This window comes from Burkholderia glumae LMG 2196 = ATCC 33617 (assembly GCF_000960995.1).
Classification (GTDB): Bacteria; Pseudomonadota; Gammaproteobacteria; order Burkholderiales; family Burkholderiaceae; genus Burkholderia; species Burkholderia glumae.
Genome location: NZ_CP009435.1, coordinates 1497506 through 1518899, shown reverse-complemented (window position 1 = coordinate 1518899; position 21394 = coordinate 1497506). Strand labels below are relative to the sequence as shown.

The window sequence follows — 21394 nt, the reverse complement described above, 5'->3', positions numbered from 1 at the left end:
GGGTCTGCGTCGCAGCAACGGCCCCGGAGCGGATGACGCCTACCCCGGCGCGCCGAGCCTTGGCGGCTTAGCGTATGAGTGAATTCAAACGAGGAATTTTAGCACGCGCATTTGCACGCGCCGTCCCCCGTATCGCACCCGGGAAAGGCGCGCCGCCCGCCGCCGCCGCAGTCGACGACCGGCAACCGGTAAGCGGCCGAAACGGTGCCCGCGCCAAGCCCGCCCGGGCAACCCCGCGCGCCCGGACCGCGCGCGCGGTCGATCCGGCCCCGGCCATCCGGCCGTCGACCTGCCTCGCGCAGGTTACAATCGGCCCAGTCCCGCCGCAGGCGGCGTCTTTCCTACCGCCGTCGTTCCACCCAAATCCACGTCGCTTCATGAATCGCCCGCCAAGGTCCGCCAAGCCGTCCGCCCACGCATCCGCTCATGCGTCCGGTTATTCGCGCCCGCAGGTGGCGGCCGAGGTGCTCAAGCGCACCGACGCGTTCGCCGCGTTGCGCGCCGGCGTCGAGCAGGTCGCCTCGCTGCAGCGTGACCTGCGCGCGCTGCTGCCCGACTATCTGGCCAGCCACGTCGAACCGGGCTCGATCAAGGATGGGGGCCTGACGCTGTTCGCGGCGCACAACGCGCTGGCCGCACGGCTGCGGCAGGTGGCACCGCGCCTCGTGGCCGACCTGCAGGCGCGCGGCTGGCACGTGGCGACGCTGAAGGTGCGGGTGCGCCCGCAGGATGCGCCCGAGCCGCTGCGAATCAAGCAGGCGCGCATGACGCCGGCCGGCGCCGAGGCGCTGCGCGAGCTGGCCCAGGCGCTGGCGCCGTCGCCGCTGCAGAACGCGCTGGCGCGCATGGCCGACCGGCACACGAAAAAGACCAAACCAGCGCCCTGAAGCGCGTGCGCAACGCAAAAAAGGCAGCCGTCTGGCTGCCTTTTTTGGCATGTCTCGCGGCCGCGTCGGCCGCACCAGCAGAGGCTGCGCTTTACGCGAACGCCGTCTGCGCGTCGAACCCGAAGCCGCGCGGCGCGGCCTTCAAATCGTCGAACGTGACCATCTCGTAGGCGTCCTCGTGCGAAAGCAGTTCGCGCAGCAGGGCGTTGTTCAGGCCGTGGCCCGACTTGTAGGCGGTGTACGACGCTAGCAGCGGATGGCCGACCACGTAAAGATCGCCGATCGCATCGAGCATCTTGTGCTTCACGAACTCGTCGTCGTAGCGCAGGCCGTCGTTGTTGAGAATGCGGTACTCGTCGAGCACGATTGCATTGTCCATGCTGCCGCCGCGCGCGAGACCCAGTTCGCGCATCATCTCCACCTCGTGGGCGAAGCCGAAGGTGCGCGCGCGCGCGATCTCGCGCACATAGGACGTATTGGCGAAATCGACCTCGAGTTCCTGGCCGGTCTTGTCGACGGCCGGATGGCGGAAATCGATCGTGAACTTGAGCTTGAAACCGAAATACGGATCGAGTCGCGCGAACTTGTCGCCGTCGCGGACCTCGACCGGGCGCGTCACCTTGATGAAGCGCTTCGGCGCATTCTGCTCCTCGATGCCGGCCGACTGGATCAGGAACACGAACGACGAGGCGCTGCCATCCATGATCGGGATTTCCTCGGCGGTCACGTCGACGTAGAGATTGTCGATGCCCAGGCCGGCGCAGGCCGACATCAGGTGCTCGACCGTCGAGACGCGCGCGCCGTCCTTCTGCAGCACCGACGCGAGCCGCGTGTCGCCGATCGCCATCGCGTCGGCCGGAATTTCGACGGGAGCCGGCAAATCGACGCGCGTGAAGACGATCCCGGTGCCCGGCGCGGCCGGGCGGAGCGTCAATTCGACCTTGCGGCCCGAATGCAGGCCGATGCCGACCGTCTTCACGATCGATTTGATGGTTCGCTGCTTCAACATGATGTCTTGATTCTTGATTGAAGTTATCAATCAGGACTTTTATTCGATAGGCGAGAGTATAGCGCAAAACCGTCGTCGACGTTGAACCGATTGTCGTATCAACTGTTTCTACCCGTTACCCGCCAGCACCGTGCCGGCCAAGAAAGACGGGCCGACGTCCGGAACGGAGGCGTTTCCGGATGCCGGCCCATATAGCGGCACCTTGTCTCACCATGACGCGTTGCGTCAACGCAACGGCCACGGCGGCCCACTCAGCGCGTGAGCGCTGCCAGGATGCTTGCCGCGTCGCTGACTTCGAACTTGCCCGGTGCCTCGACTGCCAGCGTCTTGACCACGCCGTCGTCGACCACCATCGCGTAGCGCTGGGAACGGATCCCCATGCCGCGCGCGGACAAATCCTGCGTAAGCCCCAATGCCTGAGTCAATGCAGCGCTGCCGTCCGCGATCATGCGCACCTTGCCCGCGGTGTGCAGATCCCGTCCCCAGGCGCCCATCACGAACGCGTCGTTGACGGACACGCACCAGACCTCGTCGACGCCGGCCGCGCGCAGCGGCTCGGCCAGTTCGACGTAGCCGGGCACGTGCCTGGCCGAACAGGTGGGCGTGAACGCGCCGGGCAATCCGAAGATCACCACGCGTTTGCCCGCCGTCTGTTCGCGCACGCCGAGCGCATTCGGCCCGAGCGTACAACCCTCGCGCGCTTCGTCGACGAACTCGAAGACTTGTGCGTCGGGCAGCGTATCGCCTGCTTGAATCATGCCTGGTCCTTCATTGCGATGCGGTTGCGGGTTTCGCAACGGAAAACACGACCCGTCCCGCTGCGCCGAAGCGAAGAGGGCAGCTTGCCCGGCCCGGCGCCGTCATCGACGCGGCCTGTCAGGGTCCGTTCCACCGTCACGCCGGCCGGCCGCGCAAGCGGCCCGCCTCCCGTGTCAGTCGGCCTGCTTGCGCAGGAACGCCGGGATGTCGTACGTGTCGACGCCCTTCTCCTGCAGCGCCTGCACGTGCGAGGCCGCCGTTTCACGCGAATTGCGCCAGACGGCCGGCGTGTCGAGCGCGCCGTAGTCCGCGGTGCTCACGTGCGCCGGGGCGTAGCTGTGCGCCACGACGCCGACCGGCTGATTGTCGGTACCGGTGCGCAGCAGCGTCATCGGCGTGGTCTGCTGCTTCTTGGCCGCGCGGCCGAGGCCGGTCGCCACCACCGTCACGCGCAGCGCGTCGCCCATCGCGTCGTCGTAGACGGCGCCGAAGATCACCGTGGCGTCTTCCGCCGCGTAGCTCTTGATGGTGTTCATCACTTCGCGCGTTTCCGACAGGCGCAGCGAACGGCTCGACGTGATGTTGACCAGCACGCCGCGCGCGCCCGACAGATCGACGCCTTCGAGCAGCGGGCTCGCCACGGCCTGTTCGGCCGCGAGGCGGGCGCGATCGACGCCGGCCACCGTCGCGGTGCCCATCATCGCCTTGCCCTGCTCGCCCATCACCGTCTTCACGTCTTCGAAGTCGACGTTAACGAGACCGTCGACATTGATGATTTCGGCAATGCCCGCCACCGCGTTGTTCAGCACGTCGTCGGCGCACTGGAAGCACTTGTCCATCTCGGCATCGTCGCCCATCACGTCGAACAGCTTGTCGTTCAACACGACGATCAGCGAATCGACGTGATCCTCGAGTTGCTGCGCGCCCGCTTCGGCCACGCGCATGCGCTTGCCGCCCTCGAACTCGAACGGCTTGCTGACCACGCCCACCGTCAGAATGCCCATCTCCTTGGCGATCTGCGCGACCACCGGAGCGGCGCCCGTGCCGGTGCCGCCGCCCATGCCCGCGGTGATGAACACCATGTGCGCGCCGCGCAGCGAATCGGCGATCCGCTCGCGCGCTTCCTCGGCCGCCGCGCGGCCCATGTCCGGCTTGGCGCCGGCGCCGAGGCCGGTGCTGCCGAGCTGGATCACGTTAGGCGCGCGCGAGCGCGAGAGCGCCTGCGCGTCGGTGTTCATGACGACGAAATCGACGCCTTGCACGCCGCGGTTGATCATGTGCGCGACCGCGTTGCCGCCCGCGCCACCGACCCCGATCACCTTGATGATGGTGCCGTTGGTCTCGGTTTCCAGCATTTCGAATTCCATTGTTGCCTCCGTCAAGAAAGATATAACCACTCGGCCGTTATCCGGCGGAAGATCGGGCAACCTCCCGTCGCGCGCCGGCCGCCGGCACCGGCGCAAAACCCGTTCAGAAATTGCTCAGGAACCAGTCCTTCATCCGCGTGAAGATCTGGCCCGCCGAACCCGATTGCACTGCGACCTTGCGGCCGCGCATTCGTTGCGCGCTGCCTTCCACGAGCAGGCCCATCGCCGTCGAGTAGCGCGGATTGCGCACCACGTCGGCCAGACCGCCCGCGTATTCCGGCGCGCCGATGCGCACCGGTTTCAGGAAAATGTCCTCGCCCAGCTCGACCATGCCGGGCATCATCGCAGCCCCGCCAGTGAGCACGACACCGGAACTAAGTAACTCTTCGTAACCCGACTCGCGCACCACCTGTTGCACGAGTGAAAACAGCTCTTCCACGCGCGGCTCGATCACGGCCGCGAGCGCCTGGCGCGACAGCGTGCGCGGACCGCGCTCGCCGAGCCCCGGCACTTCCACCATCTCGTCGGGATCGGCGAGTGCCTGCTTGGCGATGCCGTGGCTGACCTTGATGTCCTCGGCGTCGGGGGTCGGCGTGCGCAGCGCCATCGCGATGTCGCTCGTGATCTGGTCGCCCGCGATCGGGATCACCGCGGTATGGCGGATCGCGCCCTCCGCGAAGATCGCGATGTCGGTGGTGCCGCCGCCGATGTCGACCAGCACCACGCCGAGATCCTTCTCGTCCTCGGTCAGCACCGCCAGCGACGAGGCGAGCGGCTGCAGGATCAGGTCGTTGACCTCGAGCCCGCAGCGGCGCACGCACTTGACGATGTTCTGCGCGGCGCTCACTGCGCCAGTCACGATGTGGACCTTCACCTCGAGGCGGATCCCGCTCATGCCGATCGGCTCGCGCACGTCCTCCTGGCCGTCGATGATGAATTCCTGGGTCAGGATGTGCAGCACCTGCTGGTCGGTCGGGATGTTGATCGCCTTGGCGGTCTCGATCACGCGCGCCACGTCGGTCTGCGTGACCTCCTTCTCCTTGATCGCGACCATCCCGCTCGAATTGAAGCTGCGGATGTGGCTGCCGGCGATCCCCGTGAACACGTTGGTGATCTTGCAGTCGGCCATCAGCTCGGCCTCTTCGAGCGCGCGCTGAATCGACTGCACCGTGGCCTCGATGTTCACCACGACGCCTTTCTTGAGACCTTTCGACTCGCTCTGGCCGAGGCCGATCACCTCGTAGCGGCCTTCGCCCTTCAGCTCGGCCACGACGGCCACGACCTTCGAGGTTCCGATGTCGAGGGCAACCAGCAGATCTTTGTAGTCTTTGCTCATAAGTGCTCTTGCGTGTGATGTCCTGTTACTTCTTGCCGTGGTCGGTGTCGCTCAGAAAGCGCATGCCTGCCGCGCGAATCGCGAACCCGTTCGGATAGCGCAGGTCCGCGTACTCGATGTCGGCCCCCCAGCGCTGGGTGACGGCCGGCCACGCCGCCACCAGCCGTTGCGCGCGATCGGGCAGCGTGTCCGCGTTGCGCTCGCGCCCGAACTCGATCTCCAGGCCGTTTGCCAGCTTGACCGTCCAGGCGTAGCGCGACGACAGCGTGACCTCCTCCAGCGGCGAATTCAGCGGCGCGAGCCACTTGCCGAAATCGCGGTAGCGCTGCACGACTTCCTTCGCGCTGCCGTCCGGGCCGTCGAAGGCCGGCAGTTCCTCGTCGAGCTCGCCCTGGTTCGCCGTGAACAGCTCGCCGTCGGTGCTGACGAGCTGATCGCTGCCCCAGGTGCCGAGCGGCTTGTATTCCTCCAGCGAGACGGCCAGCGCGTTCGGCCAGACGCGCCGCACGCTCGCATGGCGCACCCACGGCATCTGCTCGAACGCGACGCGCGCGGTATCGAGATCGACCGTGAAGAAGTTGCCCTTCAGCCGCCCGACCACGCTCGCGCGCACGGTCGGCGCATTGATATGGTCGGTGTCGCCGTCTATCAGGATCGTGCGCAGCGCGAACGCCGGGCGCTGGATCAGCCAGTAACAGCCCGCCGCCGTGCAACCGAGCAGCAGCAGCGCGTAAAGCGCGCTGGCCGCGAGGTTGAGCTGGCGAACGTTGTTCCACATGAGTCGGTTCCGTATCCGGGTCAGTCGTCCAGCGTCAGCGACAACACCTTCACCACCAGCTCCGAGTAGCTGATGCCCACCGCGCGCGCGGCCTTCGGCGGCAGCGAGTGGTCGGTCATCCCCGGCGCCGTGTTCACTTCCAGGAAATACGGGTTGCCCGCCGCGTCGAGCATGAAATCGGCGCGGCCCCAGCCGCTGCAGCCGAGCACCTCGAACGCACGGCGCGCGAGCCGCTTGAATTCCGTTTCCTTAGCCGCCTCGATCCCGCATGGGATCAGGTACTGCGTGTCGTCGGCGAGGTACTTCGCGTGATAGTCGTAGAACTCGCCCGCCGGCACGATGCGGATCACCGGCAGATCGAGGTCGCCCGCGATGCAGGCCGTGTACTCGCCGCCGCCTTCGATGCTCTTCTCGACGATCACGATCCGGTCGTGCCGGCCCGCCTCGTCGAGCGCGGCCGGCAGCGCGGCGGCGTCCTTCACCTTGATCACGGCGACGCTCGAGCCCTCGCTCGCCGGCTTCACGAACAGCGGCAGGCCCAGCTTCGCGACGATCTCCGCCGCGCGCGCGGCGTGGTCGTCACCGCGCATCACGGTCTCGAACGGCGGCGTCGGGATGCCGGTCTGCTGCCAGACCAGCTTGGTGCGGAACTTGTCGAGGCCGAGTGCCGAGCCGAGCACGCCGGGGCCGGTATAGCGGATCCCGTAGAAATCGAGCGCGCCCTGGAGCTGGCCGTTCTCGCCGTAACCGCCGTGCAGCGCGTTGAACGCGCGCACGAAGCCCTCGTCCTTCAGCGCCGACAGCGGCCGCTCGGACGGATCGAACAGATGCGCGTCGATGCCCGCCTCGCGCAGACCCTGCAGCACCAGCCGGCCCGAATTCAGCGACACCTCGCGCTCGGCGGACACGCCGCCGAACAGTACCGCCACCTTGCCGAAACGTTTCGGATCGATCCCGCTCATGTCATTCCTTCCGTTGCTGTTGCTGCGCGATCCGGCCCGGCACGCCGCCGATCGACCCCGCGCCCATCGTGATCACCACGTCGCCCGCGCGCACGCGCTGCGCGAGCGCCGCCGGCACCTCGTCGACCGTCGCCACGAACGCGGGATCGACGCGACCGCTCGCACGCAGCGCGCGAGCGAGCGCCTCGCCGCTCGCGGTCGGGATCGGCGCCTCGCCGGCGGCGTAGACCTCGGTCAGCACCAGCTCGTCGACGGTCGAGAGCACGTTGACGAATTCCTCGAAGCAGTCGCGCGTGCGCGTGTAACGGTGAGGCTGGAACGCCAGCACCAGCCGGCGGCCCGGAAACGCGCCGCGCGCGGCGGCGATCGTGGCGGCCATCTCGACCGGATGGTGGCCGTAGTCGTCCACCAGCGTGTAGCTGCCCGCGCCGTCGGCCGTCGCGATCTCGCCGTAGCGCTGAAAGCGCCGGCCGACCCCGTTGAAATCGGCAAGCGCCTGCTGGATCGCCGCGTCGGCCACGCCGAGGTCGGTCGCGATGGCGATCGCCGCGAGCGCGTTCTGCACGTTGTGCAGGCCCGGCAGGTTCAGCACCACCGCCAGCGGCGCGCGGCCCTCGCGGATCGCAGTGAAATGCATGCGGCCGTCACGCGCCGCCACCTGCTCGGCGCGGACCTCGGCATCGGGCGCGAGACCGTAGCGCACCACCGGCTTCGAGATGAACGGCAGGATCTGACGCACGTTCGGATCGTCGACGCAGACCACCACGCTGCCGTAGAACGGCAGCTTCTGGGTGAATTCGATGAACGCCTGCTTGAGCCGCGCGAAGTCGTGCCCGTAGGTGTCCATGTGATCCTCGTCGATGTTGGTGATCACCTCGATGACGGGATACAGGTTCAAAAACGAGGCGTCCGACTCGTCGGCCTCGGCGACGATGAAGTCGCCCGAGCCGAGCCGCGCGTTCGCGCCGGCGCTGATCAGGCGCCCGCCGATCACGAAGGTCGGGTCCAGGCCGCCCGCCGCGAGCACGCTCGCCACCAGGCTGGTGGTGGTGGTCTTGCCGTGGGTGCCGGCGATTGCGATGCCCTGCTTCAGGCGCATCAGCTCGGCCAGCATCACCGCGCGCGGCACGATCGGCACGCCCAGGCGCCGCGCCGCGAGCACTTCCGGATTGTCCGAGCGCACCGCCGTGGACGTGACGACCGCGTTCGCGCCCTCGATATTGGCCGCGTCGTGGCCGATCGCGACACGCGCGCCGAGTGCGGTGAGCCGTTCCGTCACGGCATTGCGCGACAGGTCCGAGCCGCTGACCTCGTAGCCGAGGTTCACCAGCACCTCGGCGATGCCGCTCATGCCGGCGCCGCCGATGCCGACGAAATGGACGTGTTTGACGATGTGTTTCATGACTTCGATTCCAGGTTCGCGCCGGCCACCTGCGCGCACACGCGCGCGACCACGTCGGTGGCGTCGGGCTTCGCGAGCGAGCGCGAACGTTCGGCCATCTGCGCGAGCGAATCGCGCGTCTGGCCGCGCAGCCAGTCGGCGAGCCATTGCGCCGACAGCTCGCGCTGCTGCACCAGCACGGCCGCGCCCTGCTCGGCGAGGAACGCCGCGTTGGTGGTCTGGTGGTCGTCCACCGCGTGCGGGAACGGCACGAACAGCGCGGCCACGCCGACCGCCGCGATCTCCGAGACGGTCATCGCGCCCGAACGGCAGATCACCAGATCGGCGTTTGCATAGGCCGCGGCCATGTCGTCGATGAACGGCAGCAGCGTGACGTCGCGGCCGGCCGCGAGCCCCGCCGCCTCGTAATTGGCGCGCAGTGCCTCGACATGCTTCGCGCCGGCCTGATGCACCACCTGCGGCCGCTCGTGCGGCGCGAGCAGCGCGAGCGCGCGCGGCACCACGTCGTTGAGCGCCGCCGCACCGAGGCTGCCGCCCACCACCAGCAGCCGCAGCGCACCGCTGCGTGCAGCGTAGCGCACCGCGGGCGGTTCGCTGCGCGCAAGTTCGTCGCGGATCGGATTGCCGGTCCACTCGGCGTTCGGCAGCGCGCCGGGGAACGCCACCAGCACGCGCTTGGCGAGCTTCGCGAGCACCTTGTTGGCGAGGCCGCCGATCGAATTCTGCTCGTGCAGCACCAGCGGGCGGCCGGTGAGCACCGTCATCACGCCCGCCGGAAACGTGATGTAGCCGCCCATGCCGAGCACCACGTCGGGCCGCACGCGGCGCAGCGCGCCGAGGCTCTGCAAACAGGCGCGCAGCAGGTTGAACGGCAGGCCGAGCTTGGTCATCAGGCCCTTGCCGCGCAGCCCGCCGAAGCGCACCGACTCCATCGTGATGCCGTGCTTCGGCACCAGCGTCGCTTCCATGCCGGCCGGATTGCCGAGCCACACCACGCGCCAGCCGTGCGCCTGCATCCGGTGCGCGACCGCGAGCCCTGGGAACACGTGGCCCCCGGTGCCGCCTGCCATCACCATCAGGGTGCGCTGTCGTGCCGTCATACCTTGCCCCCGCGCATCAGCACCCGGTTCTCGTAGTCGACGCGCAGCAGCACGGCGAGCGAGATGCAGTTGAGCAGGATGCCCGAGCCGCCATAGCTGACGAGCGGCAGCGTCAGGCCCTTGGTCGGCAGCAGGCCCAGGTTCACGCCCATGTTGATGAAGGCCTGCGCGCCGAACCAGATGCCGACGCCCTTGGCCATCAGCCCGGCGAAGGTGCGGTCGAGCGCGAGCGCCTGGCGGCCGATCTCGAACGCGCGGCGCACGATCCAGTAGAACAGCAGGATCACCACCAGCACCCCGACGAAGCCGAGTTCCTCGCCGATCACGGCGAGGATGAAGTCGGTATGTGCCTCGGGCAGGTAGTTGAGCTTCTCGACGCTGCCGCCGAGGCCCACGCCGAACCACTCGCCGCGGCCGAACGCGATCAGCGAGTGGGTCAACTGGTAGGCCTTGCCCTGCGCATAGCGCTCGTCCCACGGATCGAGGTAGGCGAAGATCCGCTCGCGGCGCCAGGGCGAGAGCCAGACCAGCATCGAGAAGGTGCCGACCGCGGTGGCCACCAGGCCGCCGAACAGCTTGCCGTTCACGCCCCCCAGGAACAGCACGCCCATCGCGATCGCGGCGACCACCATGAATGCCCCCATGTCGGGCTCGAGCAGCAGCAGCATGCCGACCAGGCCGACCGCGGCCGCCATCGGCAGGAAGCCCTTGGCGAAGCTGTGCATGTACTCCTGCTTGCGCACCGTGTAGTTCGCGGCGTAGATCGTCACCGCGAGCTTCATGATCTCGGACGGCTGCATGTTCGTGACGCCGAGCGGAATCCAGCGCCGCGCGCCGTTCACGCCCTTGCCGACATGCGGAATCAGCACGATCACGAGCCCGACCAGCGCGATCAGGAACAGGTGCGGCGCGTATTTGTCCCAGGTCGCGATCGGCACGCGGAACGCGACGATGGCGGCGACGAATGCCACCGTCAGCGATACCACGTGGCGCAGCAGGAACGCGTAGTCGTGATACGCCGCGTACTTCGGCGAATCGGGCATCGCAATCGAGGCCGAATAGACCATCACCACGCCGAGCCCGAGCAGCGCGATCGCCACCCACATCAGCGAGTAGTCGAAATCGAGCATCCGCGAGCGCGTCGGGCGCACGCCACCCAGGCCGTGGGCGAACCCGTTCGCGGCCGGCGTGGTGCGGGCGGGCGGGCGCGCGACGGCGCCGCCGCCTTCGCGCTGGCCGATGAAGCGCGAGACGAAGCGATCGGACCAGCTCATAGCGACGTCCCCCTGTCGAGTGCGATGTCCTCGAGCGCACTGCGGAACACCGCGGCGCGATGCGCATAATCGCTAAACATGTCGAAGCTCGCGCAGGCCGGCGACAGCAGCACCGCGTCGCCGGGTTCGGCCAGCTCGCTCGCGGCGCGCACGGCGGCCTCGAGCGTGGCGTGCTCGACGAGCGGCACGCCGCTGTCGGCCAGCGCCGCGCGAATCCGCGGCGCGTCGCGGCCGATCAGCATCACCGCGCGGCACCAGCGCGCCACGGGCGCCGCGAGCGGCGAGAAATCCTGGCCCTTGCCATCGCCGCCGGCGATCAGCACCGCGCGCTGCGCGAGGCCGTCGAGCGCGGCGACCGTCGCGCCGACGTTGGTGCCCTTGCTGTCGTCGACGTAATCGACACCGTCGAGCGAGGCGATCAGCTCGACGCGATGCGCCTCGCCGCGGTATTCGCGCAGCCCGTGCAGCAGCGCGGCGCTCGGCAGCTCGATCGCGCGCGCCAGCGCGAAGGCGGCCAGCGCGTTGGCCGCGTTGTGCAGCCCACGGATGCGCAGCGCGTCGGCCGGCATCAGACGCTTGGCGGTGAGCGTGGGCGCGGCCGGCGCGCCGGCCTTGCGGCGCCGCGACGAAACCGGCTCCTCGGCGGCGTCGCGATCGACCGCCTCCACCAGCCAGTTGATGCCGCTGTCGCGCACGAGGCCGTAGTCGCCCTCGCGGCTCGGCTCGTTCAGGCCGAACGTGATCGCGCGCGGTGCGTCGGCCGCCGCCGCGGGCGGCATGAACTTCATCGTCTCGGCGTCGTCGCGATTCAGCACGCGCACCGTGCGCGGCCCGAAGATGCGGCCCTTCGCGGCCGCGTAGGCAGCGAAGCCGCCGTGCCAATCGAGATGATCCTGGGTGATATTGAGCACCGCCGCCGCGTCGGGCGCGAAGCTCTGGGCCGTCTCGAGCTGGAAGCTCGACAGCTCGAGCACCCAGACCTGCGGCAGCGCGGCGGCGTCGATCGCGGCCGACAGCCGGTCGAGCATCGCCGGGCTGATGTTGCCGGCCACCGCCACCGAGCGTCCCGCCCGTTCGCAAAGCAGGCCGGTCAGGCTGGTGGTGGTGGTCTTGCCGTTGGTGCCGGTGATCGCAAGCACTTTTGGCGCGTAGCCGTTCGCGGCGAGCCCGGCCAGCGCGCGCGCGAAGAATTCGAGCTCGCCCCAGACCGCGATGCCGCGTTCGCGCGCGGCCGCGAGCAGCGTCGCCAGCGCCGGTTCGAGCGGCGACAGGCCCGGGCTCAGCGCAACGATCTCGATGCCGCCGTCGAGCAGCGCCGGCGTAAAGGCGCCGCCGACGAATTCAGCGTCGGCCACGGCCTCGCGCAGCAGGGCGAGATTGGGCGGCGCCTCGCGCGTGTCCGCGACGCGCAGCGCGCACGCGTGCCTCGCGCACCAACGCGCGATCGCGAGGCCCGATTCACCGAGCCCCAGCACGAGCACCATCGGCCGCGGCCGATCTCCAAACATCTCGCCAGACATCCTTGCTATCCCTTTACCGCAGTTTCAGCGTGGTCAACCCGAACAGGCAGAGCATCAGCGTGATGATCCAGAAACGCACCACGACCTGCGTCTCCTTCCAGCCGGACAATTCGAAATGGTGATGCAGCGGCGCCATCTTGAAGATGCGGCGCCCTTCGCCATAGCGGCGCTTGGTGTACTTGAACCAGCTCACCTGAAGCATCACCGACAGCGTCTCCGCGACAAAGATCCCGCCCATGATGAACAGCACGATTTCCTGCCGCACGATCACCGCCACCGTGCCGAGCGCGCCGCCCAGCGCCAGCGCGCCGACGTCGCCCATGAACACCTGCGCGGGGTGCGTGTTGTACCAGAGGAAGGCGAGGCCCGCGCCGCCCATCGCCGAGCAGAAGATCAGCAGTTCGCCCGCGCCGGGAATGTGCGGAAACAGCAGGTATTTCGAATAGACCGAGCTGCCCATCACGTAGGCGAACACGCCGAGCGAGGCGCCGACCAGCACCACCGGCATGATCACGAGGCCGTCGAGGCCGTCGGTCAGGTTGACGGCGTTGCTGGCGCCCACGATCACGAAATAGGTCAGCGCGATGAAGCCCCAGACGCCGAGCGGATAGCTGATCGACTTCAGGAACGGCAGCATCAGGTCGGCGCGCGCCGGCAGGCCCATCGACAGGCCGCTGCGCACCCATGCCATGAACAGGTCGAACACGCGCACGTTGCTCGCCTCTGACACGCTGAATGCCAGATAGACGGCCGCGAACAGCCCGATCACCGACTGCCAGAAATACTTCTCTCGCGACGACATCCCGCGCGGATCCTTGTAGACCACCTTGCGGTAATCGTCGACCCAGCCGACCACGCCGAAGCCGAACGTGACGAGCATCACGATCCAGATGAAGCGGTTCGTCAGGTCACCCCACAGCAGCGTCGCGACCGCGATGCCGATCAGGATCAGCACGCCGCCCATGGTGGGCGTGCCCGACTTGACGAGGTGCGTCTGCGGGCCGTCCTTGCGCACCGCCTGGCCGACCTTCATCTCGGTCAGCTTGCGGATCACCCACGGGCCGCAGACGAGTCCGATGCCGAGCGCGGTGATGGTGGCCATCACCGCGCGGAACGTCAGGTACGTGAACAAGCGCAGAAAGCTTGCGTCTCCTTGCAGCCATTGCGCCAGCGCCAGCAACATTGCGGACTTCCTTCTCAGTGAGCGCCGGGCGCGATGCCCGGCGCGGGTTGATTCGTCAGCGCGTCGACCACGCGCTCCATGCGGGTGTAGCGCGAGCCCTTCACGAGTACCGTCGCCGCCGCACCGTAGCCGGCCGCGTCGAGCGCCGCCACCAGCGCACCGACCTCGTCGAAATGGCGCGCCGCCGCGCCGTAGGCCGCGCAGGCCTCGCGCGTGGCCTCGCCGGTCGCGTAGAGCGCGTCGATGCCGCGCTCGCGCGCGTAGGCGCCGATCTCGCGATGGAACGCCGGACCTGCGTCGCCCACCTCGCCCATCTCGCCGATCACGAGCACGCGCGGCGCGGCGCACTGCGCCAGCACGTCGATTGCGGCGCGCATCGAATCGGGATTGGCGTTGTAGGTGTCGTCGATCAGCATCGCGCCGGCCAGCGACGCGAGCGAGGCGCGCTTGACCTGCAGGCGTCCCTTGACCGGCTCGAACGCCTCCAGCCCGGCGCGAATCGCGTCGGGCTCGACGCCTGCCGCGAGCGCTGCGGCCGTGGCCGCCAGCGCGTTGCGCGCGTTGTGCGCGCCGAGCGCGCGCAGCCGCACCTCGATGCGGCCGGCCGGCGTATCGATCGCGAGCACGCCGCCCTGCGTGGTGCCCGTTACCGCGGCCGCCGTGGCGCGGCCGTCGTCGTTCAGCGCGAAATCGACGATCCGGTTGCCGGTGGCCGCCACGCGCCAGATGCCGGCGTACCGGTCGTCGGCCGGAAACACGGCGACGCCGTCCGGCCCGAGCGCGTGGATCACCGATGCGTGCTCGAGCGCGACCGCCTCGACCGTCGCCATGAACTCCTGATGCTCGCGCTGCGCGTTATTGACGAGCGCAATCGTCGGCGCGGCGATCCTGGCGAGCGTGCCGGTCTCGCCCGGGTGATTCATGCCGAGCTCGATCACGGCAAGCCGGTGTGCCGGCGCGAGCCGCAGCAGCGTCAATGGCAGACCGATGTCGTTGTTGAAATTGCCGGCCGTGGAAAGCCGCGCGTCCTGGCCGACCGCGGCCGCGAACACCGACGCGATCATCTCCTTCACGGTGGTCTTGCCGTTGCTGCCCGTGACGGCGACGAGCGGCAGGTCGAAGCGCTGCCGCCAGCCGTGCGCGAGCGCCCCGAGCGCCACCCGCGTATCGGCCGCCTTCAGTTGCGGCAGGCCCGGCAGCACGCCCGCGCGCGACACCAGGGCCGCGCTCGCGCCGCGCGCGGCGACCTCGGCCAGGAAGTCGTGCGCGTCGAAGCGCTCGCCCTTCAGCGCGACGAACAGGTCGCCCTCGCCCACCGTGCGACTGTCGGTGGACACGCGCGCGAACGCGACGCTGCCGTCGCCGATCACGGTGGCGCCCGGAATCAGCGCGGCGGCATCATGCAGCGTCAGCATCGTCATTCGCCGCCTCCCTGCGCACTGGCCGCGCGCGCGGCCAGTGCGAGCCGCGCGTGATCCTGATCCGAGAACTGCCGCTTCTTGCCCATGATTTCCTGTGTGGCCTCGTGTCCCTTCCCCGCCAGCAGCACCACGTCCTCGCGCGCCGCGCCGCGCACGGCCTGCAGAATCGCGCTGGCGCGATCCTCGATGCGCAGCGCGCCGTCCGGCGCATGCATGCCGGACGCGATCTGTTCGATGATCGCGAGCGGCGCTTCGCTGCGCGGGTTGTCGCTCGTCACCACCACGCGGTCGGCGAGCCGCTCGGCAATAGCGCCCATCAGCGGACGCTTGGTCGTGTCGCGATCGCCGCCGCAACCGAACATGCAGACCAGCGCGCCGCCACGCGCTTCGGCGATCGGCCGCAGCGCCTCGAGCGTCTTTTCGAGCGCGTCGGGCGTGTGCGCGTAATCGACCACCACCAGCGGCTCGTCGTGATCGATCCGGCCGCCGAGCCGCTGCATCCGCCCGTTCACCGACTCGAGCCGGCGCATCTCGGCAAGTGCCGCGTCGAACGGCAGGTCGGCCACCAGCAGCGTGGCGAGCACGGCCAGCAGGTTGCTGACGTTGAACAGGCCGAGCGTGCCGACCTCGAGGTCGGCATCGCCCCACGACGACGTCAGCCGAAACGCGGTGCCGGTCGCCGTTGCGCGCACCTCGCTCGCGATCAGCGTGCGGTCGGCCTCGGGCGCATCGGCGCGCGCGCCGATGCCGTAGGCCACGGTGCGCACACGGCCCGCGAGCGTGGCGAGCAGCCGCCCTCCCGCCGCGTCGTCGCGGTTGATGATCGCGTGGCGCAGCCCGCGCCAGGCGAACAGCTTTGCCTTCGCCGCCTCGTAGGCCTCGAAGGTGCGGTGATAGTCGAGATGATCCTGGGTCAGGTTCGTGAACACCGCGACGTCGAAGGCGGTGCCGTTGACACGGCCCTGGTGCAGCGCGTGCGAAGACACCTCCATCGCCACCGCCTGGGCACCGTCGTCGCGCAGTTGCGCGAGGCTGCGCTGCAGTTGCGGCGCGTCGGGCGTGGTGAAACCGGTAGCCACGAGCCGGCCCGGCATGCCGCTGCCGAGCGTGCCGATCACCGCGCACGGCCGGCGCAGCGCGGTAAGCGCCGTCGCGATCCATTGCGTGCAGGAGGTCTTGCCGTTGGTGCCGGTCACGCCGATCACGAACATCGCGTCGCTCGGATCGCCGTACCAGCCGCTCGCGATCTCGCCCGCCAGCGCGTCGAGCCCTGGCACCGCCAGCGCGACGGCCGGGTCGAGCGCATCGATCCCGGCATAGCCTTCGGGCTGCACGAGCACGGCCGCGGCGCCGCGCGACAGCGCGTTTGCGAGGTGCGGGCGATTGTCGGCGCCATCCACGGCATAGGCCAGAAACACGTCGCCGGCCCGCAGCGAGCGCGTGTCGGCATGCAGTTGCGCGCCCGGTTTCGCGTGCTCGCGCAGCCAGGCGAGCGCGGCGGCGATGCGCGCCTGCGCCGGGTGGGAGCTGCGCAAGGCGCTCATCGAACCACCCCCGGGCGGCTGTGTGTCGTGCTCGACACGGTCATGCGGCCGGCCGGCATGGCCGCCAGCTTCTGCGCGCCAGCCTGCTGGGCCTGGCCGGCGTCGTCGGACACCACGAGTTGCTTGACCGGCATGTTCGGCGGCACGTTCAGCGCGCGCAGCGTATCGCCGACGATCGTCGAGAACACCGGGCCCGACACCTGGCCGCCGAAGTGGCTGCCAGCCGTCGGCTCGTCGACCGTCACGGCCACCACGATGCGCGGATTCGGCATCGGCGCCATGCCGACGAACGACGCGCGATACTTCTTGTGGTCGTAGCCGCGGCCGACCTGCTTGTACGCGGTGCCGCTCTTGCCGCCGACGCGATAACCCGGGACCGCTGCGTCGGGCGAGGTGCCGTTCTTCGTCACCACGCTCTCGAGCATCTCGCGCACTTCGCGCGCGGTGGTGGGCGAGAACACCTGCGGGCCCTGCGGCGGCTGGGCCTCATTGGCCTTGAAGATCGACAGCGGCATCAGCTCGCCGTCATGGGCGATCGCGGTGTAGGCGTGGGCAAGCTGGAACAGCGAGACCGACAGGCCGTAGCCGTAGGACATCGTCGCCTGCTCGATCCGGCGCCAGCTCTTCCACGGCCGCAGGCGCCCCGCCGCCGCGCCGGGGAAGCCGACCTTCGGCGCCTGGCCGAGACCGAGGCTGGTATACATATTCCACATTTCCTCGGGCCGCATCGTCATCGCGATCTTGGTCGCGCCGATGTTGCTCGACTTCTGGATCACGCCGCCCACCGTCAGCACGCCGAAGCCCGCATCGTCGGTGATCGGCGCGCCATCGAGCGTGAAATGGCCGTTGCCGGTATCGACCAGCGTGGTCGGCGAGACGCGATGCAAATCGAGCGCGAGCGACACCGTGAACGGCTTCATGATCGAACCCGGCTCGAACACGTCGGTCAGCGCGCGGTTGCGCAGCTGCTCGCCGGTCAGATGCGAACGGTCATTCGGGTTGTAGGTCGGGTAATTGACGAGCGAGAGCACCTCGCCGGTGCGCACGTCCACCACCATCGCCGCGCCCGCCTTGGCGTGGAACTTCTCGATCGCCGCCTTCAGGTTGGCGTAGGTGATGTACTGGATCTTGCTGTCGATCGACAGGTCCACGTCGGTGCCGTCGTGCGGCGGCAACTGCTCGGCCACATCCTCGACGATGTGGCCCACCCGGTCCTTGATCACGCGCCGGCTGCCCGGCACACCTGCCAGCAGCTTCTGGTCGGCGAGCTCGACGCCTTCCTGGCCTTCGTCCTCGACGTTGGTGAAGCCGATCAGGTGAGCGGTGATCTCCCCTTCCGGGTAGAAGCGCTTGTATTCGTTGCGCGCGTAGATGCCGGGAATGTCGAGCGCGGCCACCTTGTCGGCCACGTCGATCGGCACCTGCCGCTTCACGTAGACGAAGCTCTTGTCCTCGGACAGCTTGCGGCGCAGCTCGGTCGTGCTCATGCCGAGCAGCTTGCCGAGTTCATCGAGCTTGTCGGCGCCGAGATCGTCCGGCACCGATTCGGGAATCGCCCAGATCGCGCGCACCGGCAGGCTCGTGGCCAGCACGAGGCCGTTGCGGTCGAGAATCTTGCCGCGCGTGGCCGGCAGCTCGAGCGTGCGCTGGTAGCGGCTTTCGCCCTGCTTCTGGTAGAACGCGTTGCCCGGCCCTTGAATCCAGAACGCGCGCGCGGCCAGCGCGAAGAACGCCATGAAAAGCATGAACACGACGAGCTTCGAGCGCCACATCGGCAAATGCACGGACAGCACGGGACTCGACCCGAACTTGACGTTCGGCTGACGCGGCTTCATCGCGCGCTCCCCTTCGAGCCCGACGCGGCCGAGGTGGGCAGCGGCGCATCGACGGCCTTGGCGGCGCCCGGCGCCAGCACCAGGTATTGGGTGCGGCCGGTGGCGATCGGCTGCATCTTCAGCGAATCGTTGGCCAACTGCTCGATGCGCGAGGTCTTCGACAACGCGCTCTGTTGATACTGCAGCTGCGCGTAGTCCTGCTGGAGCTGATGCTCCTGCGACTGGGCACGCTGCAACTGGAAGAAGATCTGCCGCTGCTGATTGGTCGAATTGACGACCGACAAGGCACAACCCATGACGACGATCAGCAGGAAGATGTTGAGGCGGTTCATGGCGCGACGCGCTCCGCGATGCGCATCACGGCGGACCGGGCACGCGGATTGGCGTCGACTTCGGCATCGCTCGGGAATTTGCGTCCGAGCAGCTTGAGCGGCGGCGACGGCAGATCGACGGCACGGATCGGCAGGCGGCGATCGACCGCCGGCGCACTGGCGTGCGTCTGCAGGAACCGCTTGACGATTCGATCCTCGAGCGAATGAAAGCTGATCACGACCAGCCGCCCCCCTTGCTCCAACGACGACAATGCAGCCCCTAGAACGACCTGCAGGTCCGCAAGCTCTTGATTGACGTGAATCCGTATAGCCTGAAAGGTGCGGGTTGCCGGATCCTTGCCCTTCTCACGTGTCTTGACGGCGTGACCCACGATTTGGGCAAGCTCGCCCGTGCTGTCGAGGGGCCCGAGACGATCGGATTCTTCCCGGCGAGCAACAAGCGCCTTTGCAATCTGAAAAGCAAACCGTTCTTCCCCATAATCGCGTATCACCTCCGTCAGTTCCTGCAGCGACGCACGGGCGAGCCAGTCGGCCGCCGATTCGCCGCGTGTCGTGTCCATCCGCATGTCGAGCGGGCCGTTCGCGCGAAAACTGAAACCACGCTCGGGATCGTCGATCTGCGGCGAGGACACGCCCAGATCCAGCAGCACCCCCGTCACCCGCGCCACGCCGCGTTCGGCCAGGGCGCCACCCAGCGACGCAAAACTGTCATGCACGATCGAGAAGCGCGGATCGGCGATCTGCTGCGCCGTCGCGATCGCGAGCGGATCCTTGTCGAACGCGATCAGCCGGCCGCCTTCGGCCAGCCGTGCGAGCACCGCGCGGCTGTGGCCGCCGCGACCGAATGTGCCGTCGACATAGACGCCGTCGGGCCGCGTCACGAGCGCGTCGACCGCTTCGTCGAGCAGCACCGTGCGGTGCTGAAATTCGGTTCCCATCGCGGGCGTCTCCGTCACCGCAATCAGAACGTGAAGTTCTTCAGCGCATCGGGCATGCCCTGCGCCATCGCTGCCTGTTCCTTCGCGGTGTAGGTCTGCGCGTCCCACAGCTCGAAGTGACTTCCCATTCCCAACAACATGACTTCCTTTTCAAGCCCGGCTGCCATCCGCAGTTCCGGCGATACGAGAATCCGGCCCGCGCTGTCGAGATCGACGTCCATCGCGTTGCCGAGAAAAATGCGGCGCCACCAGTGCGCGTCCATGGGCAGCGCGGCGATCTTGGCGCGAAAGACTTCCCATTCGGGGCGTGGAAACAGCAACAGGCAGCCGTCCGGGTGCTTGGTCACTGTCACCCGGCCTTCTGCCTGTCCTTGCAGCGCTTCGCGATAGCGAGACGGCACCGACATCCGCCCTTTCGCATCGAGCGTCAGCGCCGACGCCCCTTGGAACACTTTCCGCTCTCCCTTAGGGGCGCCGCGGCACCCTCACATTCGCTGAGAATTTACCCGGAACTGCCCGCCAGATCACACAAAAATACACTTTCTCACACTGTCTCCCACTTTAGAGGAAGGGTCGGGGACGGTCAAGGGAGACAACCGATTTTTTGACGAATTTTGTTAGTTAGAACAAGGACTTACGCGCGCTTCCTCAAGCCGGCCCTCGGGCCGAAATTCGTTATAAATTAATGACCTAGTGCGAGTTGTGAAGGTGATACGTGAACAGTCGCGCGCAAGCCGGCGAGACGGCGGGGGTTCGGGAGGCGGAAAAGGCGGGAAGGGCGGGCGGATCGGCACGGGCGCGGCGCGGGCCGCGTCCCGTTGGCGCATCAGAGATAGTAGGCAGTCCTCGTCATGACTTTCGAGGCCGCCTGCATCAGCCAGCGCGCGGGCGCCGGCAGTTCGGTGCCGCCCGCGTCGGTGGCGGTGCGGCCATGCTTGGCCTCGTCGTCACGCATCTGCTCGACGATCGCGCGAGAGGCCGCGTCGGCGGCCGGCAGCTCGGCGAGGTGGCCGTCCAGATGGCGCTCGACCTGCCGTTCGGTCTCGGCCATGAAGCCGAGGCTGGCCCTGTCGCCAAGGCGGCCCGCCACGAGCCCGATCGCGAGCGCGCCCGAATACCAGAGCGGGTTGAGCAGGCTCGGCCGCGAGTCGAGCGATTTCAGCCGGTGCATGGTCCAGGCGAGATGGTCCTCCTCCTCGCGCGCCGACGCCTCGAACAGCGCCTTCAGCGACGGCGACGAGGTGGACAGCTTCTGCGCCTGATACAGTGCCTGCGCGCAGACCTCGCCGACATGGTTCACGCGCATCAGCCCGGCCGCGTGGCGGCGCTCCTCGACGCTCAATTCCGCAGCGGGCGCGTCAGCGCTCGGTTCCGGCAGCGGGCGCGTCATCCGGCTCACCCCCACCACCGCGCGCAGTCCGCGGTCGAATTCGTTGATCAGTTCATCCAGCAGCATGCGGGCTCTCCCTTTACTTGCTTCGACTCGCCGCGGCGCATGCGTCAGTCGCTGATGGCGATAACGGGTCCGATTACGGCGCGAACACTACGATAAATCGGTGATTTTAACCAATGTTGTTCGCGTGAAACATGAACGACGCCGTACCGGCCTTTTTCACTCTGGCGTCGGAATAGCGGTTTTGGATAGGTGGAACGGCGGGGCAATGCAGCATCGAGCCGTCCGCCACCGGGATCGATGTGGACGGACCACACAAATATGGAAAGGCGCCCATTGGGCGCCTTTCGGGTC

19 protein-coding genes are annotated in these 21394 nt (G+C 68.2%); 1 reads left to right on the top strand and 18 read right to left on the bottom strand.

The annotated features are described in order from the left end of the window. Nucleotides 1–377: 377 nt before the first annotated feature. Entirely contained in the window at nucleotides 378–887 is a 510-nt protein-coding gene (locus KS03_RS19495; RefSeq protein WP_012734558.1) for a DciA family protein, read from the top strand. A 91-nt stretch (nucleotides 888–978) separates the two neighbouring features. Here KS03_RS19495 and lpxC read toward each other — a convergent pair whose 3' ends face one another. The 18 genes from lpxC to coq7 all read right to left on the bottom strand — a co-directional run bounded on the left by lpxC (nucleotide 979) and on the right by coq7 (nucleotide 21103). After that, nucleotides 979–1896 carry a UDP-3-O-acyl-N-acetylglucosamine deacetylase gene (lpxC, locus tag KS03_RS19490; RefSeq protein ID WP_035977233.1) on the bottom strand — a complete coding sequence of 306 codons (918 nt, stop codon included), beginning with the start codon at nucleotides 1894–1896 and terminating at the stop codon, nucleotides 979–981. A gap of 251 nt (nucleotides 1897–2147) precedes the next feature. Then, nucleotides 2148–2654 carry a peroxiredoxin gene (locus tag KS03_RS19485; RefSeq protein ID WP_012734556.1) on the bottom strand — a complete coding sequence of 169 codons (507 nt, stop codon included), beginning with the start codon at nucleotides 2652–2654 and terminating at the stop codon, nucleotides 2148–2150. 174 nt (nucleotides 2655–2828) lie between these two features. Then, nucleotides 2829–4022 carry a cell division protein FtsZ gene (gene ftsZ / locus KS03_RS19480; protein WP_012734555.1) on the bottom strand — a complete coding sequence of 398 codons (1194 nt, stop codon included), beginning with the start codon at nucleotides 4020–4022 and terminating at the stop codon, nucleotides 2829–2831. Nucleotides 4023–4125: 103 nt separating this feature from the next. Beyond that, nucleotides 4126–5358, bottom strand: a complete 1233-nt coding sequence (gene ftsA / locus KS03_RS19475) for a cell division protein FtsA (protein WP_012734554.1) — start codon at nucleotides 5356–5358, stop codon at nucleotides 4126–4128. A gap of 25 nt (nucleotides 5359–5383) precedes the next feature. Continuing rightward, nucleotides 5384–6136 (bottom strand): cell division protein FtsQ/DivIB, encoded by a 753-nt coding sequence (locus tag KS03_RS19470; RefSeq protein WP_012734553.1) that lies wholly within the window; start codon nucleotides 6134–6136, stop codon nucleotides 5384–5386. 20 nt (nucleotides 6137–6156) lie between these two features. Next, a complete protein-coding gene (locus KS03_RS19465) occupies nucleotides 6157–7098 on the bottom strand; it encodes a D-alanine--D-alanine ligase (RefSeq protein WP_012734552.1) in 942 nt (313 codons plus the stop codon). 1 nt (nucleotide 7099) lies between these two features. After that, a complete protein-coding gene (gene murC / locus KS03_RS19460) occupies nucleotides 7100–8500 on the bottom strand; it encodes a UDP-N-acetylmuramate--L-alanine ligase (RefSeq protein WP_012734551.1) in 1401 nt (466 codons plus the stop codon). Then, on the bottom strand, nucleotides 8497–9600 hold the full coding sequence (gene murG / locus KS03_RS19455; protein WP_045678879.1) for an undecaprenyldiphospho-muramoylpentapeptide beta-N-acetylglucosaminyltransferase: 1104 nt from the start codon (nucleotides 9598–9600) through the stop codon (nucleotides 8497–8499). Before murG ends, murC begins: the two co-directional genes overlap by 4 nt. Further along, nucleotides 9597–10874, bottom strand: coding sequence for a putative lipid II flippase FtsW (gene ftsW / locus KS03_RS19450; protein WP_012734549.1), 1278 nt, complete (start codon nucleotides 10872–10874; stop codon nucleotides 9597–9599). Before ftsW ends, murG begins: the two co-directional genes overlap by 4 nt. After that, nucleotides 10871–12382 (bottom strand): UDP-N-acetylmuramoyl-L-alanine--D-glutamate ligase, encoded by a 1512-nt coding sequence (murD, locus tag KS03_RS19445; protein ID WP_012734548.1) that lies wholly within the window; start codon nucleotides 12380–12382, stop codon nucleotides 10871–10873. Before murD ends, ftsW begins: the two co-directional genes overlap by 4 nt. Nucleotides 12383–12407: 25 nt before the next feature. Further along, entirely contained in the window at nucleotides 12408–13577 is a 1170-nt protein-coding gene (gene mraY, locus KS03_RS19440; RefSeq protein WP_012734547.1) for a phospho-N-acetylmuramoyl-pentapeptide-transferase, read from the bottom strand. Between the two features lie 14 nt (nucleotides 13578–13591). Beyond that, entirely contained in the window at nucleotides 13592–14998 is a 1407-nt protein-coding gene (locus KS03_RS19435) for a UDP-N-acetylmuramoyl-tripeptide--D-alanyl-D-alanine ligase (RefSeq protein WP_012734546.1), read from the bottom strand. Then, nucleotides 14995–16542: a UDP-N-acetylmuramoyl-L-alanyl-D-glutamate--2,6-diaminopimelate ligase gene (locus tag KS03_RS19430; RefSeq protein WP_012734545.1), complete on the bottom strand. Its 1548-nt coding sequence runs from the start codon at nucleotides 16540–16542 to the stop codon at nucleotides 14995–14997. Before KS03_RS19430 ends, KS03_RS19435 begins: the two co-directional genes overlap by 4 nt. Beyond that, a complete protein-coding gene (locus tag KS03_RS19425) occupies nucleotides 16539–18377 on the bottom strand; it encodes a peptidoglycan D,D-transpeptidase FtsI family protein (protein WP_012734544.1) in 1839 nt (612 codons plus the stop codon). Before KS03_RS19425 ends, KS03_RS19430 begins: the two co-directional genes overlap by 4 nt. Further along, a complete protein-coding gene (gene ftsL, locus KS03_RS19420; RefSeq protein WP_012734543.1) occupies nucleotides 18374–18709 on the bottom strand; it encodes a cell division protein FtsL in 336 nt (111 codons plus the stop codon). Before ftsL ends, KS03_RS19425 begins: the two co-directional genes overlap by 4 nt. Then, a complete protein-coding gene (gene rsmH, locus KS03_RS19415) occupies nucleotides 18706–19647 on the bottom strand; it encodes a 16S rRNA (cytosine(1402)-N(4))-methyltransferase RsmH (protein WP_012734542.1) in 942 nt (313 codons plus the stop codon). Before rsmH ends, ftsL begins: the two co-directional genes overlap by 4 nt. A gap of 23 nt (nucleotides 19648–19670) precedes the next feature. Beyond that, nucleotides 19671–20099, bottom strand: a complete 429-nt coding sequence (gene mraZ / locus KS03_RS19410; RefSeq protein ID WP_012734541.1) for a division/cell wall cluster transcriptional repressor MraZ — start codon at nucleotides 20097–20099, stop codon at nucleotides 19671–19673. A gap of 374 nt (nucleotides 20100–20473) precedes the next feature. Continuing rightward, nucleotides 20474–21103, bottom strand: coding sequence for a 2-polyprenyl-3-methyl-6-methoxy-1,4-benzoquinone monooxygenase (coq7, locus tag KS03_RS19405; protein WP_012734540.1), 630 nt, complete (start codon nucleotides 21101–21103; stop codon nucleotides 20474–20476). Nucleotides 21104–21394: the final 291 nt, after the last annotated feature.